Consider the following 15,397-nt stretch of genomic DNA (forward strand, 5'->3'; position numbering starts at 1 on the left):
ACAAATATGACGGCGGCCAGAACCTGAGCCGCCACCCCCACGCGACCTGACCCGCACCAAAAAGGCGACCGCCCCCCCACGCGACCTGACCCGCCGGACAGGCCCTAGGCCGCTCGCCACTCCGTGGCGAGGACCGCCCAGTTCTGCTTGTCGTGGCGGGTGCCCTCATAGGGCCAGGCCTCGCGCTGCACCCCTTCGAGTGTCATGCCGAGCCGCTCGGCCACCGCGGAGCTGCGGGCGTTGTCGGCCCGGCAGCGCCACTCCGCGCGGTGCAGGCCCCGGGTGGTGAACGCCCAGTCCAGGAGCGCGCGGCAGGCCGCGGTGACCAGGCCGTGGCCCTCGGCCGCGGGCTCCAGCCAGCAGCCGACCTCGCACGAGCCCGCCGCCGCGTCGAAGGCGACGAACATGACGCCGCCGACCAGCGTGCCGTCCAGCCAGATGCCGTAGAGGCGGGCCCCGTCCGCGGCCTGGCGCTCGGCGTACCGGCACAGGGTGCCCCGGGCGCCGTCGATGTCGTCGGTGACGAACCCGCTGCCCACCCACGGCCGGATGTGCTCGCGCGCCCGGTCGAGGTGGGCGGCGAACTCCTCGGCGTGCCAGAGCTCCAGAGGGCACAGGTGGGCGTTGCCCCGCAGCGGGAGGGAGAACATCAGGACCCCATTCACACAACAAGCGTTACGGTTATGTACGGTGGCAGCATGCCACGTACCAAGGGCGATCACGAGGCCCGCCGCCGTGATGTGTCCGAGGCGGTCTGGCGGGTCCTGGCCGCGCACGGCTTCGGCGGTCTGACGATGCGGGCCGTCGCCGCCGAACTGGGCGCCACCACCGGCCTGCTCACCCACTACTTCCGCACCAAGCGCGACCTGGTCGCCCACGCCCTCGACCTGCTGGAGCGGCGCACCGAGGCCCGCCCCAGGCGCGCCGCGGGACCCGGCGTGTCCGCCGTGCGGGCCGCCCTCCTCGACATCCTGCCGCTGACGCCGGAGGCCACCGGCAGCAACCGCATCTGGGTCTCCTCCTGGGACACCGCGCTCGCCGACCCCGGGCTGAGCGCCGACCACGCCCGCAAGTACGCGCGCAGCCGCGACAGGCTGCGCGACCTGATCGTGGAGGCCCAGCGGCTCGGCGAACTGCGCCCCGGGGATCCGGACCGCATCGCCGCCGGCGCCCAGGCGTTCGTGCTCGGCCTCGTGGTGCAGGCGCTGCTCGACGCCCCCGCGTTCCCGCCGCGCCGCCAGATCGAACTCCTCGACGACCATCTGGCCGCACTCGCCCCCACGCGCGGCGGACCGGGCGAGCCGCACGACGGCTGACACGGCGAGGTCCTCTTGCCAAGGGCCGGGGGGAAGTCCACGATTGTCCCTTCTCGGATCACCTTCGAGGCAACGGCAGCCACGTGCACCAGGAGGCCCCGCTGTGGATTTCGGACTTGTGCTGCAGACCGACCCGCCGGCCTCCGCGGTCGTCGGACTCATGCGGCGCGCGGAGCGCAACGGCTTCCGCTACGGCTGGACGTTCGACTCCGCGGTCCTGTGGCAGGAGCCGTTCGTCATCTACAGCCGCATCCTCGAACACACCACGCGGCTGACGGTGGGCCCCATGGTCACCAACCCGGGCACCAGGACCTGGGAGGTCACCGCCTCCACCTTCGCCACGCTCAACGACATGTACGGCAACCGCACCGTCTGCGGCATCGGACGCGGCGACTCCGCGATGCGCGTCGCGGGCCGCAGCCCCAACACGCTGGCCCGGCTCGGCGAGGCGATCGACGTCATCCGCGACCTCGCCGAGGGGCGCGAGGCGGACGTCGGCGGTCAGCGGCTGCGGCTGCCCTGGGTGCGGGAGGGGAGGCTGCCGGTGTGGATGGCGGCGTACGGCCCGAAGGCGCTCGCCCTCGCCGGGCGGAAGGCGGACGGGTTCATCCTCCAGCTCGCCGACCCCTACCTGACCGAGTACATGGTCAAGACCGTGCGGGACGCGGCGTCCGCGGCGGGACGCGACCCCGCCGACGTGAGGATCTGCGTCGCCGCGCCCGCGTACGTCGGCGACGATCTCGCGCACGCCCGTGAGCAGTGCCGGTGGTTCGGCGGGATGGTCGGCAACCACGTCGCCGATCTGGTCGCCCGGTACGGCGAGGACTCCTCGGTGGTGCCGCAGGCCCTCACCGCGTACATCAAGGCGCGAGAGGGCTACGACTACAGCCACCACGGGCGGGCCGGGAACCCGGACACCGCCTTCGTGCCCGACGAGATCGTCGACCGGTTCTGCCTCCTCGGGCCCGTCGAGGCGCACGTCGAACGGCTGCGGGAACTCAGGGGGTTGGGCGTCGACCAGTTCGCCTTGTACGCGATGCACGATGCCCGGGAGGAAGTGATCGACGCGTACGGGGCGACGATCATCCCGCGTCTCGCCTGAGGCCCCGCCACCTCGCCTGAGGCCCCGCCACTCACCTGAGGGCCGACGTGAACGCGAGGAGCAGCTCCGCGGTCCGCAGGGGGGATTCCAGCATCGGGGTGTGGCCGACGCCGGGCAGGATTTCCAGCCGCAGCCCGGGGACGGCCCGGTAGCGGTCGGCGGATGAGGGCTGCCATCGGCGGTCCTGCGCCCCGAAGATCACCAGCAGCGGAACTGCCAACTCCGCCAGTCGGGACGGGAGTTCGCGCTGGGTCAGGTAGGCGAGCGATTCCCGTGAGGTCGCGGTGACCGTGCGGTGGGTCATGCCGCGCACCTCCGTGACGATTCGCTGGGGGATCTCCGTCTCGCGGCCGACGGCGGTGTCCAGACCCCGCCGGATCACGGCGTCGTTCCGTACGCGCCACACCCACCGGCCGAGCACGGGTGCCGTGGCGAGGCGGCCGGGCCACGGCTGCGGGAGCTGCGCGTCGGGGCTGGGCCCGGTGTTGAGGAGCGCCAACGCGCCCACCAGATCGGGCCGTTGCTCGGCCAGGGCCGTGCCCACCAGGCCGCCCGTCGAGTGCCCGGCCACGGCGGCCCGGGCCACGCCCAGGCCGTCCAGGGCCGCGGCGACCCGGCGGGCCTGGGCGGGGATGTCGTATCCGCCCCGAGGCGGCGGGGCCGACCTGCCGTGCCCGGGGAGGTCGACGCGCAGGACGCGGTGGGCGCGCGCCAGCGCCGGGGTCACCGGGTCCCACCAGGCCGTCGAGCCGGCGAGGCCGTGGATCAGGACCAGGGCGGGCGCGTCCGGCGGGCCGCTCGCCGTGACGTGCACCTCAGTGCTCATTGTGTCGTGGTTCCGCATGCCCTCACCCTCGCGGGGCCCGGCGCTCACGTCTTGGACGAAAGTTCCCCCGCCGTGGCGCCCAGCGCACCGGCCGCCGCGCCCGGCGAACCCGCCGCCGTGCCCAGCGCCCCCGGGGTGCACCCGGCGAAGTCCCTTACGTCGCGGTGCAGATGGGACTGGTCGGCGTACCCGCAGGCCGCCGCGGTCTCCGAGGTGTCCCGGCCCGCCGACAGGCCGCGCGCCGCCCGGTCGAAACGTACGAGCATCGCGGCACGCTTGGGAGTCATCCCGATCTGGGCGCCGAACCGGGACCACAGCCGCTTGCGGCTCCAGCCGCACGACTGCGCGAGGTCGTTGACCCGCACTTGGCCCCGCCGCACGACGATGTGCCGCCACGCGGCCGCCACCTCGGGATCCACCGGGGGGCCCGAACCGACACGCTCGGCGAGGAAGGCGCTCACCAGGGCGAAGCGCCCCTCCCAGGTCGGCGTGGCGGCCAACCGCTCGCGCAGCCACCGCTCGTGACGCCCCCACAGGTCGGCGAGGTCGATCACGCGGCCCTCGCGGTCGGCGGGGGAGAGGCCCAGTGACGCGTACGCCGCGACGGGCGAGAGGCGGATCTCGACGCAGTCGACGCGCTGTCCTCGGATGCGGGTCGGTCCGGGAGCCATGCCGGCGGCGAGACCGCCCAACGCCTTGGTCCCGTCGGCCTGTTCGACGGCGAGAGAGTCGCCGCCGAACTCGAGGACGACCGTCACGGTCGGCTGGGGAAGCACCCACGAGTCGAACCCGCGCGCGTCCCGGTCGCGGAACCCGGCCACGTCCACGCCGTCGAACGGCGTACCGCCGCGCGGGCGGGCGACCTCCCACCCGGGCAGCGGGTCGAGGGCGAACGGATCCGGTCCCATGCGGTTCAGGCTACCGGGCGTGCGAGCGCCACGTTTCGCCGATCTCCCGCATCAGCGGCGGGTACACGAGCAGGTGCCGGAACGGGGAGATCGCGGCCATGTAGGCCGTCCCGAAGAGCCCGTTGGGCTTCACCAGCACGGCCATCTGCCCGCGGTAGCCGCCCTTGCCGTCGGGGACCCAGCTCAGGTGCATCACCCCGTGCACGGTCCGGTTGCTCATTTCCGAGGCCCACTCGTCGTCGGTCAGATAGACCGAGCTGAAGGGCAGCTTCTTGAACTCCGGTCCCGTCGGACCCTCGCGCAGGTCCGCGGGGAGCCGGTCGCGCAGCGTCGCCACCCGCGCTCCGACACCGGAGTCCGGGTTGTCCCAGCCGAAGATCTTCCCGAGCTGCCAGCGGATCGCGAAGAGGGTGCGGGCGATCCAGGAGGGGCTCTCCGCCGTGTCGCCCCCGACGGTGTCCTGGATGAGCAGCGGGAAGTCGTCGGGCCCGCCGGGCGTCGGCAGCGCCCACACGTCGTACAGGCGGAAGTCCCGGGTGATCTCGTGGATCCGCCAGGGCCGTGACGTGTGCGCGGTGTTGGGGAGCCTCATGAGGGTGCCTCCGTCTTGTCGGTCGTGCGCTCAGTGGGTGAGTGCATGGAGGGGTCGACCCCGAGGACACCCGCGACGGCGCGGACCGTGAGCAGCTCGTCGTGGGGCTCCTGTCCGGCCAGGGCGATCACCGTGCCGTCGAGTGCGCCGACGAAGGCCAGCGCGAGCGTGCGGACCGGTGGGCCGGGCGGGAGCGTGCCCGCCTTCCGCGCGGCGGCGATGAGACCTTCGCAGCGCACGACGAGACTCTCGTACGTCTGCTCGATCTCATGGCCGACGGGGTGGTCCTGGCCGCTGAACTCCAGGCGGAGCGCGGTCGCCACCCGGGCGCCGCTGCGCCGGCAGTAGACGGCGTGGCCGCGCGCCAGGGTGAGCAGGGCCGCCACGGGCTCCTGCTCCCGCTCGATGAGCGGCTCGACCGCCTCCAGCCAGGTCTCGCCGATCCACCGGATCACGGCAAGGGTGAGGTCCTGCTTGTCCTTGAACTGGTGGTAGAGCGCGCCGCGGGTGTAGCCCGCCTCGCGCGCCACCTGTTCCAGTACCAGGTTTCCGTAGCCGTAGCGGGACAGGCCCCGCGCCGCCGATTCCAGGAGCGCGCCGCGCGTACGGGCGCGCCGGTCCGCTTGGGTGACTCGTTCAGCACCTACATGCATGTATGTATGTTACCTGACGGCCCACGGCCACGCCCACGATCAGCGCGTCGAGTCCGGCCGCACCGCCGTCACCAGCCAGACCGAGGCCCGCATCCGGACCCCGGTGTCGGTCGCGTAGGGGCGGAAGACGTCCTCCATGGCGGCCCGCTTGTCCGCCGCGACGGTGCGGCCCGGCGGGCGGGACAGCATGAAGTCGACCGCGTCGGCGGGGGTTTCGCCCCAGTACGTCTTGATGGGCAGCGGTGCCACCATCACCTCGTCGAAGGCGACCAGCGCCGCGCGGATGCGGTCCGGGTCGGAGAGGGAGGCCATCGCGGCGTGGGCGTCGGCCTGGTCGGCGGCGTGGTCCACAGCGCCACCGCCCCCGCTGCCGCCGCCGTCTCCGCCGCGGCCACCCTCGCCGTCGCCCTCCGCGATCAGCTTCGCGAGGAGCCCGAACGCCTGCGTCTCCTCGCCGCCGGAGCCGACGGGCTGCGGGCAGGCGAAGGCGAGGCGCCCGCCGGGGTGCAGCGCGCGGGCGATGTTGCCGAAGGCGGCGGCGTGATCGGCGAAGAACATCACCCCGCCCCTGCTGATCGCCACGTCGTATCCGCCCGCGGGAAAGGCGTGCGTCTGGGCATCGGCCCTCTCGTACGTGACGTTCTTGACGCCCTCGGCCGCGGTGCGGGCACGGGCCCGTTCGAGCAGCGGCGCCGAGATGTCCACGCCGACCGCGTGACCGCGGCCCGCAAGCCGTGCCGCCGCCCGGGTGAGGCCGCCCGCGCCGCAGCCGATGTCCAGGACGCGGTCGCCGTCGGCGATGGCGGCGGCCTCGAAGAGCCGGTCGTTCAGGTCGCTGCTCATCGCGTCGTAGCGGTCCTGCTGCTCGGCCCAGTGGCGGCCGATGGGGCCGTTCCAGATCTCTTCCTGCCGGGCGTTGGGGCGTGCGTTCACTGTGGGGCTCCTTCGGATCACGGGTGCTTGCGGTGCCGATGCTCGCTGCACCGGGCAGGTGCGGTCGTCGTACGGGGGAAGGGAGTTGGGGCTACGTCGCCGGGGGCGGCCCGTGACGGAAGTACTGCCGGGGGAGTAGCGAGGGGGCGGGCCTGCGGAGGGACGCCGTTGTCGGTGGCGGCGGCTAGGGTGCACAGGCATGTGGGGGACAGGTGTGGCGCGCCGGGGTGCCGGGGCGGGGTGGATGTGCACGCGCGAGGCGCGCCGGTGGTGGGGTGACGCGGCGCTCGGGGTGGCCGTCACCACGCTCGTCGTGCTCGCGATGGCGCACGAGGGAGGAGTGGGCCCGCTCGACTACGGCCTGATGGTGGTCGGAACGCTCACGCTCGCGGCGCACCGGGTCGCGCCCCGCGTGGTGCTCGCCGTCACCACCGTCTGCCTGACCGGCCTCGTCCTGCACGCCGAGCCCAGTACGACGGCGGCGTTCCCGGTGCTCGGCGCGGTGCACGGCGCCGCGCACAAGGGGCACCGGCTGCTCGCGGGCGCGGCCAGTGCCGTGTTCCTCGTCGGCTTCTTCGCCGCGGCGCCGGGCGCGGACGACATAGTCGAGCGGACGCTGCTGCTCACCGGCTGGTTCGTGTGCGCCGTCGCCACCGGCGTCGCGGGCAAGACCTGGCAGGCGTATCTGCGCCAGAGCGAGGAGCGCGCCCTGGAGGCCGAGCGGACCCGGGAGGAGGCGGCGCTGCGCAGGGCGGGCGAGGAGCGGCTGCGGATCGCCCGCGAGCTGCACGACTCGCTCACGCACAGCATCTCGATCGTCAAACTGCAGGCGGGCGTGGCGATCCATCTGGCGCGCAAGCGCGGCGAGGAGATACCGCCCGCGCTGCTCGCCATCCAGGAGGCGAGCGGCGAGGCCATGCGCGAACTGCGCGCCACGCTGGACGTGTTGCGCACCGACGAGCCCACCGGCAGCCCCGCGCTGCTCGTGGAGCGGGCCCGTGCCGCGGGGCTCGCCGTCGAGCTGACGGTGACCGGGCGCGAGCGCCCCCTGTCGCCCGCGCTCGACCGTGCCGCGTACCGCATCGTGCAGGAGGCCTTGACGAACGCCGCGCGCCACGCGGGCGGCCCCGCCCTGGTGAGCGTCCGACTCGGCTACGGCGAGCGGGAGTTGGTCCTGCGAATCGAGGACGACGGCGTCGCCGCCCCCGGGCGCCCGACGGTGGAGGGCACGGGCCTGACGGGCATGCGGGAGCGCGTCGGCGCGCTGGGCGGCAGGCTGTGGGCGGGGCCGCGGGACGGCGGCGGGTTCGCGGTGCGGGTGGAACTGCCGATCGAGGGCGGGGCGGCCGGAGTCGACGGCGGTGGTGCGGCCGACGACGGTGGCGCGGTCGGCGACGGTGATGCTGCCGATGACGGTGGCGGCCGTGCGGTCGTCGCCGGGCGCGCCGGTCCCGGCGCGCGGGAGAGGGAGCGGGCGTGATCCGTGTCGTGCTCGTGGACGATCAGGCGCTGATGCGGGCCGGGTTCCGCGCGCTGCTCGACGCCGAGGAGGGCGTCGAGGTCGTGGGGGAGGCCGCCGACGGCCGGGCGGGTGTCGCCGTCGTCCGTGAGCAGGTGCCCGACGTCGCCCTCATCGACGTACAGATGCCCGTGATGAGCGGGATCGAGGCGACCCGCAGGATCGTTGCCGAACCCCGCCTGGCGGCGGTGCGCGTCGTGATCCTCACCAACTACGGCCACGACGAGTACGTCTTCGACGCGCTGCGCGCCGGGGCCAGCGGGTTCCTGCTCAAGGACACCGAGCCCGCCGACCTGCTCCAGGGCATCGACGTCGTCGCGCGCGGCGAGGCGCTCCTCTCGCCCTCGGTGACGCGCAGGCTGATCGGCGAGTTCGTCGCCAGGCCGCCGGACCGGGCCACCGCGCCCGGCCTGGAGGGGCTCACCCGCCGCGAGCGCGAGGTGACCGCGCTGGTCGCGCGCGGGCTGACGAACGAGGAGATCGCCGCGCACATGGTCATCAGCCCGCTCACGGCGAAGACGCATGTGAGCCGCGCGATGATCAAACTCGCTGCGCGCGACCGGGCCCAACTGGTCGTCTTCGCCTACGAGTCGGGGCTGGTGACGGCGCGGACCGCGGAGCCGTAGGGACGCGGTGGCGGGTCGGGTATCGACCGGAATCGGGCGTGCCGGGCCATGGCATGATCCCCGAGTGACCGTCATACCGAGGCAGAGACAGCTCCCGCTCAGGTCCGCCGCAGCCCTTTCGGTGGCCGTCCTGCTCATGTCCGGATGCGGGCTCTCCGCGGAGCTGGACCGCGAGGCGAACCCGGAGCGCGAGCCGACCTCCGGGGCGGCGGGCCCCGAACCGACGTCCGATGCGGCGGGGCCAGAGCCGACCTCCGATGCGGCTGGGCCCGGGTCGAGCGGCCCGCCCCGGCCCTCCGACCTCGCGCTCGGCCCCGCCACGCCGCGGGCCCCGAGCGCGCCGCCCTGCCCGAAGTCAGGCGTGAGCATGTCCCCGGGCATGGTGACGGCCGCGATGGGACTGCGGGCGATGTCGGTGACGCTCACCAACTGCGGCGAGGGCGTGCGCGAGGTCAACGGCTACCCCGACATCCGCGTCCGCGGCCTCGACCGGCGGCTCTTGCGCGTGACGGTGCTCAAGGGGACCGAGCCGGTCACCACGATGGACGACCCGGGCCCGCGCCGCGTCAGGCTGAAGCCGGGGGAGTCCGCGTACACCTCACTGGTGTGGCGGTACTCGGCCGTGGACGCCTCCACCAAGGCGGGCAGCGGCGTCTACGTGGAGATCGGCCCGGCCAGGGGCGCGGCCCGCCAGACCATCGAACCGGAGGGCGGCCTCGACATCGGCGAGACCGGCATGCTCGGCACGACCGCCTGGCAGCGCAGCCCCGACGAGGCTCCGCGGCCCTGACCCCGCCCGGCCAGGGCGCCCGCCTGGTCGCGGCCCCCGCCTGGTCAGGACCCCCGCCCGGTCAGGGCACCCGCGCCGTCCATTCGGCGGTGCCGAACTTGGTGCGTACGAGATCCTGGGCCTGGGCCAGCTCGGCGTCGGTGACCTCGCCCCGGGTGAGGCCGTAGCGGGAGCGGAAGGAGTCGATCATGCGGTCGATGACGGTCTCGCGCGGCAGACCGGTCTGGCGGCGCAACGGGTCCACCCGCTTCTTGGCGCTCCTGGTGCCCTTGTCGGACAGCTTCTCCTTGCCGATGCGGAGCACTTCGAGCATCTTGTCGGCGTCGATGTCGTAGGACATCGTCACGTGGTGCAGCACCGCGCCCGGCCCGCCACCGGGCCCCACCATCCGCTTCTGCGCCGCGCCCGCGATCTTCCCCGCGTCCGTCGCGATGTCGTTGAGCGGCTGGTACCACGCCTTGATGCCCATGTCGGCGAGGGCGCCGAGGACCCAGTCGTCGAGATAGGCGTAGCTGTCCTGGAAGGAGAGGCCCTGCACGAGCGCGTCGGGCACCGAGAGGGAGTACGTGATGGTGTTGCCCGGCTCCACGAACATCGCGCCGCCCCCGGAGATGCGGCGCACGACCTCGATCCCGTGCCGGGCCGCGCCCTCCGGATCGACCTCGTTCGCCAGCGACTGGAAGCTGCCGATGATCACCGAGGGGGCGCCCCACTCCCACACCCGCAGCGTCGGCGGGCGGCGGCCCGCGGCGACCTCCTGGGTCAGCACCTCGTCCAGGGCCATGTGCAGGGCGGGCGGCTGCGGGCCTTCGTGCACGAGCTGCCAGTCGTAGTCGGTCCAGTCCGTCGCGTGCGCGAGGGCGCGGCGCACGGCGATCCCGATGCCCTCCGACGTCAGGCCGTACATCACGGTGCCCTCGGGGAGAGCCGCGTCGATGCGGGCGGCGAGGCCCGCGGCGTCCGTGTCGGCGGGGGAGCCGTCCAGGGCGCCGTTGATCGCGTCGAGCGCCTCGTCCGGTTCGAGGAAGAAGTCGCCGGCCACCCGGGTGCGCCGCAGCTCGCCGCCCTCGACGTCCAGATCCACCACGACGAGCTTGCCGCCGGGGACCTTGTACTCACCGTGCACCGTGCTTCCTCCAAGCCCGCGAGCCGCGTCACCCCCGGCTCACTCTTCCGAATCGTCCCCCAACGCTAGCCGAGTGCCGGAATGCCCGGTCCGGTGGAGGATGGGGCAGGAGGAAGCGGACAGCGGAGTGAGAGCAAGCAGGGGCAGGCGAGAGCGAGTATGTGGAGGAAGCGATGAGCGTTCCCGCGGCGCCCGGAGCCGAGCCGGGCCCGAACGTCCTGGTCACCGGGGCGACGGGCTACATCGGAGGCCGGCTCGTCCCCGAACTCCTCGACGCCGGGTACCGCGTACGCTGCCTGGCCCGCACGCCCGAGAAGCTGCGCGACCACCCCTGGACCCCCCGCACCGAGGTGGTCCGAGGCGACGTGACCGACGCCGCCTCGCTGGCCGAGGCGATGCGCGGCATCGACGTGGCGTACTACCTGGTGCATGCGCTCGCCACCGGCGCCCGCTTCGAGGACACCGACCGGGAGGCCGCCGAGACCTTCGCGGAGCAGGCCCGCGCGGCCGGGGTCCGCCGCGTCGTCTACCTCGGCGGCCTCACCCCCGCGGACGTACCGCCCGGGGAACTCTCGCCGCACCTGCGCTCGAGAGCGGAGGTCGGCGAGATCTTCCTGCGCGCCGAAGTCCCCGCCACCGTGCTGCGCGCGGCCGTCGTCATCGGCTCCGGCTCCGCCTCCTTCGAGATGCTCCGGTACCTCACCGAACGCCTGCCCGTCATGGTCACGCCCAGCTGGGTCGGCACCCGCATCCAGCCCATCGCCGTCCGTGACGTCCTGCGCTACCTCGTCGGCAGCGCCGGCATGCCGCCCGACGTGAACCGCGCCTTCGACATCGGCGGCCCCGACGTCGTCACCTACGAACAGATGATGCGGCGGTACGCGACGGTCGCCTCGCTGCCGCACCGGCTCATCGTGCGCGTGCCGATGCTGAGCCCCGGCCTCTCCAGCCTCTGGATCGGCCTCGTCACCCCCGTGCCGCGCGCCCTGGCCCGGCCCCTCGCGGAGTCGCTGCGGCACGAGGTGGTCTGCGACGAGCACGACATCGCGCGGTACGTGCCCGACCCGCCCGGCACCCCGATCTCCCTCGACGAGGCGCTGGGGCTCGCGCTGCGGCGCGTGAAGGAGGCGCAGGTCGTCACCCGCTGGTCGTCGGCGTCGCTGCCCGGCGCGCCGAGCGACCCGCTGCCCACCGACCCGGACTGGGCGGGCGGCAGCCTCTACACCGACCGGCGGGAGATCACCGTCGACGCCTCGCCGCACGAGCTGTGGCGCATCATCGAGGGCGTCGGCGGGGAGAACGGCTGGTACTCCTTCCCGCTGGCCTGGGCCGTACGCGGCTGGCTGGACCGCGCGGTCGGCGGCGTGGGGCTGCGCCGCGGCCGCCGGGACGCGGCACGCCTGCGGGTGGGCGACTCGCTCGACTTCTGGCGGGTCGAGGAGATCGACCCGGGCCGGCTGCTGCGGCTGCGCGCGGAGATGCGCCTGCCCGGCCTCGCCTGGCTGGAGATGCGGGCCGACCAGGACGCCGAGGGCCGCACCCGCTACCGTCAGCGGGCCCTCTTCCACCCGCACGGGCTGCTCGGCCACGCCTACTGGTGGAGCGTCTCGCCCTTCCACGCCGTGGTGTTCGGCGGCATGGCCCGCAACATCGCCAAGGCGGCGTCCAGGGAAGCCGCCCGCACCGCCCCCGTACCGGCCCCGCAGGAGTAGCGCCTTGAACACCTCGGTCGTCCTGTTCACCTCCGACCTGCGCGTGCACGACCACCCGCCGCTGCGCGCCGCGCTCGCCCGCGCGGACGCCGTCGTGCCGCTCTTCGTGCGGGACCCGGCCATCGAGGCCACCGGTTTCGCGGGGCCCAACCGCGAGGCGTTCCTCGCCGACTGCCTCGCCGACCTCGACCGGCGGTTGCGCGAGCGAGGCGGCCGACTGGTGGTCCGTGCCGGTGACCCCGTCGACGAGGTACGGGCCGTCATGCGGGAGGCGGACGCGGACGAAGCCCATATGGCGGCGGGCGTCAGCCGGTACGCGCAGACCCGCGAGCGGCGGCTCCACGAGGCACTGGAGGCGGACGGCCGCCGACTGCACGTCCACGACGCCGTGATCACCGCGCTCCCGCCCGGCGCCGTGACCCCCACCAACTCCGACCACTTCGCCGTCTTCACCCCCTACCTCCGCCGCTGGTCCGCGCAGGGCGTACGGGCCGTCCTCGGCGCCCCGCGCGCCGTGCCCGTCCCCGACCACGTCCGCTCCCGGCCCCTCCCCGCCCGCGACGACCTCACCGGCATCTCGCCGGGGCTCGCACGCGGCGGCGAGAGCGAGGGCCGGCGACAGTGGAAGGCCTGGCTGCGCGACGGCATCGACCGGTACGGGGAGCGCCACGACGACCTCGCGGGCGACGCGACCTCCAAGCTCTCGCCCCATCTGCACTTCGGCACGCTGTCCTGCGCCGAACTCGTCCACCGCGCCCGCGACCGGGCGACCCCGGGCGCCGAGGACTTCGTCAGACAGCTGTGCTGGCGCGACTTCCACCACCAGGTGCTCGCCGCCAGGCCGCGCACGGCGGCGGTCGACTACCGCACGCGCGGCGACCGCTGGCGCTCGCCCGAGACGGCGGCGCGGGACATCCGGGCTTGGCAGGAAGGGCGTACGGGATACCCGATCATCGACGCCGCCATGCGGCAGCTGCTGCACGAGGGCTGGATGCACAACCGCGGCAGGCTGCTGACCGCGAGTTTCCTCACCAAGACGCTCTACGTCGACTGGCGGGTGGGCGCGCGCCACTTCCAACGCCTGCTGGTCGACGGGGACATCGCCAACAACCAGCTCAACTGGCAGTGGATGGCGGGCACCGGCACGGACAGCCGCCCCAACCGGGTGCTCAACCCCGTCCTCCAGGCCAAGCGCTACGACCCGGACGGCGCCTACGTACGCCGCTGGGTGCCCGAACTCGCCGGAGTGCCCGGCCACGCCGTCCACGAGCCGTGGAAGCTGCCGGGCGCGGAACGGGAGCGCTGCGACTACCCCGAGCGGATCCTCGAACTGGCCGACGGACTGGTCCGTTTCAAGCGGGCGAGGGGCATCGACTGACCCCCTGCCACCGGCCGGGGGCGCGCGGTTAGCCTGCGGATCATGTTCACGACGCGTCCCACACTCCAGGGCACCTTCGGCATGGTGTCGTCCACCCACTGGCTCGCCTCCCAGTCCGCGATGGCCGTACTGGAGGACGGGGGCAACGCCTTCGACGCCGCGGTCGCCGCGGGGTTCGTCCTGCACGTGGTCGAACCCCACCTCAACGGCCCCGCCGGAGAGGTCCCGATCATCCTGGCGCCCGCGGGCGGCGACGTGCGCGTCCTCTGCGGCCAGGGACCCGCGCCCGCCGGTGCCACCGTGGCCCATTACCGCTCCCTGGGGCTTGAGCTGGTGCCCGGCACCGGGCCGCTCGCCGCCGCCGTGCCCGGCGCCTTCGACGCGTGGATGCTGCTGCTGCGCGACCACGGCACGAAGTCCCTCGCCGACGTCCTCAAGTACGCCATCGGGTACGCGGAGGACGGCCATCCGCCCGTCGAGCGCGTCGTCGAGACCGTCGAGACGGTGCGGCGGCTCTTCCAGGAGGAGTGGCCCTCGTCCGCGGAGGTCTATCTCCGCGGCGGCCCCGACGGCGGCGAACCGCCCCGCACCGGCGAGATGTTGCGCAATCCCGCGCTCGCCGCGACGTGGCGGCGGCTGCTTGCGGAGGCCGGAGCGAAGGCTGCCGGGGGATCGCGGACCGCCGTGATCGACGCCGCGCGCGAGGTGTGGCGCGGCGGCTTCATCGCCGAGGCGCTCGTGCGGCAGGCCGGGCGGCCCACCATGGACACGAGCGGCGAGCGGCACGCCGGGACGCTCTCGGCGGAGGATCTGCGGGGGTGGTCCGCGTCCTACGAGGACCCGGTCACGTACGACTGGAACGGCTGGACCCTGTGCAAGGCCGGCCCCTGGAGCCAGGGCCCCGCCTTCCTCCAGCAGCTCGCCCTGCTGCCCCAGGACGCCGCGGAGCTTCCGGAGTACGGCTCCGCGAAGTACGTCCACCTCCTCGTCGAGGGCTGCAAGCTCGCCATGGCGGACCGCGAGGCCTGGTACGGGGACGCCGGGGACGGGGGCGCGGGGGCCGTGCCGCTCGGCGAGCTGCTTTCGGACGAGTACAACGCGACGCGGCGGACGCTGATCGGGGACGAGGCCTCGTACGAGCTGCGTCCCGGCGCGCCCGGCGGACGGCAGCCGCGGCTCTCCGCGCACGCGCGCGCGGTCGCCTCGGGCGAGGCGGGGGACTTCGAGGCGGCCGCTGCCGCTGCAGCCGGGGGCGGCGAGCCGACCGTGGCCGGGGACGGGGGGACGCGCGGGGACACCTGCCACCTCGACATCGTCGACCGCTGGGGGAACATGCTCTCCGCCACGCCCAGCGGGGGATGGCTCCAGTCCAACCCCGTCGTGCCGGAACTGGGCTTCCCCTTGGGTACGCGGCTCCAGATGGCGTGGCTGGAGGAGGGGCTGCCGAACTCGCTCACGCCGGGGAGACGGCCGCGGACCACGCTGACGCCGTCGCTGGCGCTGAAGGACGGGGTGCCGGTCATGGCGTTCGGTACGCCCGGGGGAGACCAGCAGGATCAGTGGCAGGTGCACTTCTTCCTGGGGGTGGCGCTGCGGGCCTCCGTGCGGGGCGGCCTCGACCTGCAGGGCGCGATCGACGCGCCCAGCTGGCACACGGACGGCTTCCCCAGCTCCTTCCACCCGCGGGGAATGCGGGCCGGGAGCGTGACGGTGGAGTCACGGACGGCTCCGGAGGTGGTGGCCGGGCTGCGGCGGCGCGGGCACGACGTGCTCGTGGGGGGCGCGTGGTCGGAGGGGCGGCTGTGCGCGGTGGCGCGGGACCCGCGGAGCGGGGTGCTGTCGGCGGCGGCCAATCCCCGGGGGATGCAGGGGTACGCGGTCGGCCGCTGACTCCCCCCACATACCGGAACCTGGTG

General features: G+C 74.1%; 15 protein-coding genes. 8 read left to right on the forward strand and 7 right to left on the reverse strand.

Annotation, left to right across the window (positions count from 1 at the left end; translation table 11 throughout):
* Positions 1-104: 104 nt before the first annotated feature.
* A complete protein-coding gene (locus DMA15_RS31615) occupies positions 105-650 on the reverse strand; it encodes a GNAT family protein (protein ID WP_125518130.1) in 546 nt (181 codons plus the stop codon).
* Positions 651-698: 48 nt separating this feature from the next.
* Between DMA15_RS31615 and DMA15_RS31620 the strand changes: the two genes are divergently transcribed.
* Together DMA15_RS31620 and DMA15_RS31625 are read left to right on the forward strand one after the other, a co-directional pair.
* Entirely contained in the window at positions 699-1,316 is a 618-nt protein-coding gene (locus DMA15_RS31620) for a TetR/AcrR family transcriptional regulator (RefSeq protein WP_125516110.1), read from the forward strand.
* 103 nt (positions 1,317-1,419) lie between these two features.
* Positions 1,420-2,418 carry a TIGR03842 family LLM class F420-dependent oxidoreductase gene (locus DMA15_RS31625; protein WP_125516111.1) on the forward strand — a complete coding sequence of 333 codons (999 nt, stop codon included), beginning with the start codon at positions 1,420-1,422 and terminating at the stop codon, positions 2,416-2,418.
* 31 nt (positions 2,419-2,449) lie between these two features.
* On the opposite strand, the gene DMA15_RS31630 is transcribed toward DMA15_RS31625, so the two are convergent.
* Genes DMA15_RS31630 through DMA15_RS31650 form a run of 5 tightly spaced genes read right to left on the reverse strand, consistent with a single transcriptional unit; the run spans position 2,450 to position 6,330 of the window.
* On the reverse strand, positions 2,450-3,244 hold the full coding sequence (locus DMA15_RS31630; protein WP_240660049.1) for an alpha/beta fold hydrolase: 795 nt from the start codon (positions 3,242-3,244) through the stop codon (positions 2,450-2,452).
* A gap of 44 nt (positions 3,245-3,288) precedes the next feature.
* Positions 3,289-4,152, reverse strand: coding sequence for a helix-turn-helix transcriptional regulator (locus tag DMA15_RS31635; RefSeq protein ID WP_125516113.1), 864 nt, complete (start codon positions 4,150-4,152; stop codon positions 3,289-3,291).
* 10 nt (positions 4,153-4,162) lie between these two features.
* Complete coding sequence (locus DMA15_RS31640; RefSeq protein WP_125516114.1) at positions 4,163-4,744, reverse strand: DUF2867 domain-containing protein; 582 nt, start codon at positions 4,742-4,744, stop codon at positions 4,163-4,165.
* Positions 4,741-5,397: a TetR/AcrR family transcriptional regulator gene (locus DMA15_RS31645; RefSeq protein WP_125516115.1), complete on the reverse strand. Its 657-nt coding sequence runs from the start codon at positions 5,395-5,397 to the stop codon at positions 4,741-4,743. The genes DMA15_RS31640 and DMA15_RS31645 overlap by 4 nt, the downstream gene beginning before the upstream one ends.
* Before the next feature lie 39 nt (positions 5,398-5,436).
* Positions 5,437-6,330, reverse strand: a complete 894-nt coding sequence (locus tag DMA15_RS31650) for a class I SAM-dependent methyltransferase (protein WP_240660050.1) — start codon at positions 6,328-6,330, stop codon at positions 5,437-5,439.
* Positions 6,331-6,652: 322 nt separating this feature from the next.
* On the opposite strand from DMA15_RS31650, the gene DMA15_RS31655 reads away from it, so the two are divergent.
* The 3 genes from DMA15_RS31655 (at position 6,653) to DMA15_RS31665 (ending at position 9,265) form a co-directional block, all read left to right on the forward strand.
* Complete coding sequence (locus DMA15_RS31655; RefSeq protein ID WP_240660307.1) at positions 6,653-7,810, forward strand: sensor histidine kinase; 1,158 nt, start codon at positions 6,653-6,655, stop codon at positions 7,808-7,810.
* A complete protein-coding gene (locus DMA15_RS31660) occupies positions 7,807-8,475 on the forward strand; it encodes a response regulator transcription factor (protein WP_125516116.1) in 669 nt (222 codons plus the stop codon). Before DMA15_RS31655 ends, DMA15_RS31660 begins: the two co-directional genes overlap by 4 nt.
* Before the next feature lie 64 nt (positions 8,476-8,539).
* Positions 8,540-9,265, forward strand: a complete 726-nt coding sequence (locus tag DMA15_RS31665) for a DUF4232 domain-containing protein (RefSeq protein ID WP_240660051.1) — start codon at positions 8,540-8,542, stop codon at positions 9,263-9,265.
* 61 nt (positions 9,266-9,326) lie between these two features.
* On the opposite strand, the gene DMA15_RS31670 is transcribed toward DMA15_RS31665, so the two are convergent.
* Positions 9,327-10,391, reverse strand: coding sequence for a biotin/lipoate A/B protein ligase family protein (locus tag DMA15_RS31670; protein WP_125516117.1), 1,065 nt, complete (start codon positions 10,389-10,391; stop codon positions 9,327-9,329).
* A 173-nt stretch (positions 10,392-10,564) separates the two neighbouring features.
* Here DMA15_RS31670 and DMA15_RS31675 point away from each other — a divergent pair, with 173 nt between their 5' ends.
* From DMA15_RS31675 to DMA15_RS31685, 3 genes are read left to right on the forward strand one after another with little or no spacing between them, the layout of a single operon-like run.
* The gene (locus DMA15_RS31675) at positions 10,565-12,103 is read left to right on the forward strand and encodes an SDR family oxidoreductase (RefSeq protein ID WP_125516118.1); all 1,539 of its coding nucleotides are present in this window, start codon (positions 10,565-10,567) and stop codon (positions 12,101-12,103) included.
* Positions 12,104-12,107: 4 nt separating this feature from the next.
* Positions 12,108-13,481, forward strand: a complete 1,374-nt coding sequence (locus DMA15_RS31680; RefSeq protein ID WP_125516119.1) for a deoxyribodipyrimidine photo-lyase — start codon at positions 12,108-12,110, stop codon at positions 13,479-13,481.
* A 42-nt stretch (positions 13,482-13,523) separates the two neighbouring features.
* Positions 13,524-15,371 carry a gamma-glutamyltransferase gene (locus tag DMA15_RS31685; protein ID WP_125516120.1) on the forward strand — a complete coding sequence of 616 codons (1,848 nt, stop codon included), beginning with the start codon at positions 13,524-13,526 and terminating at the stop codon, positions 15,369-15,371.
* Positions 15,372-15,397 lie beyond the last annotated feature (26 nt).

It is taken from the genome of Streptomyces sp. WAC 01529 (assembly GCF_003945545.1).
In the GTDB taxonomy this organism is placed as follows: domain Bacteria; phylum Actinomycetota; class Actinomycetes; order Streptomycetales; family Streptomycetaceae; genus Streptomyces; species Streptomyces anatolicus.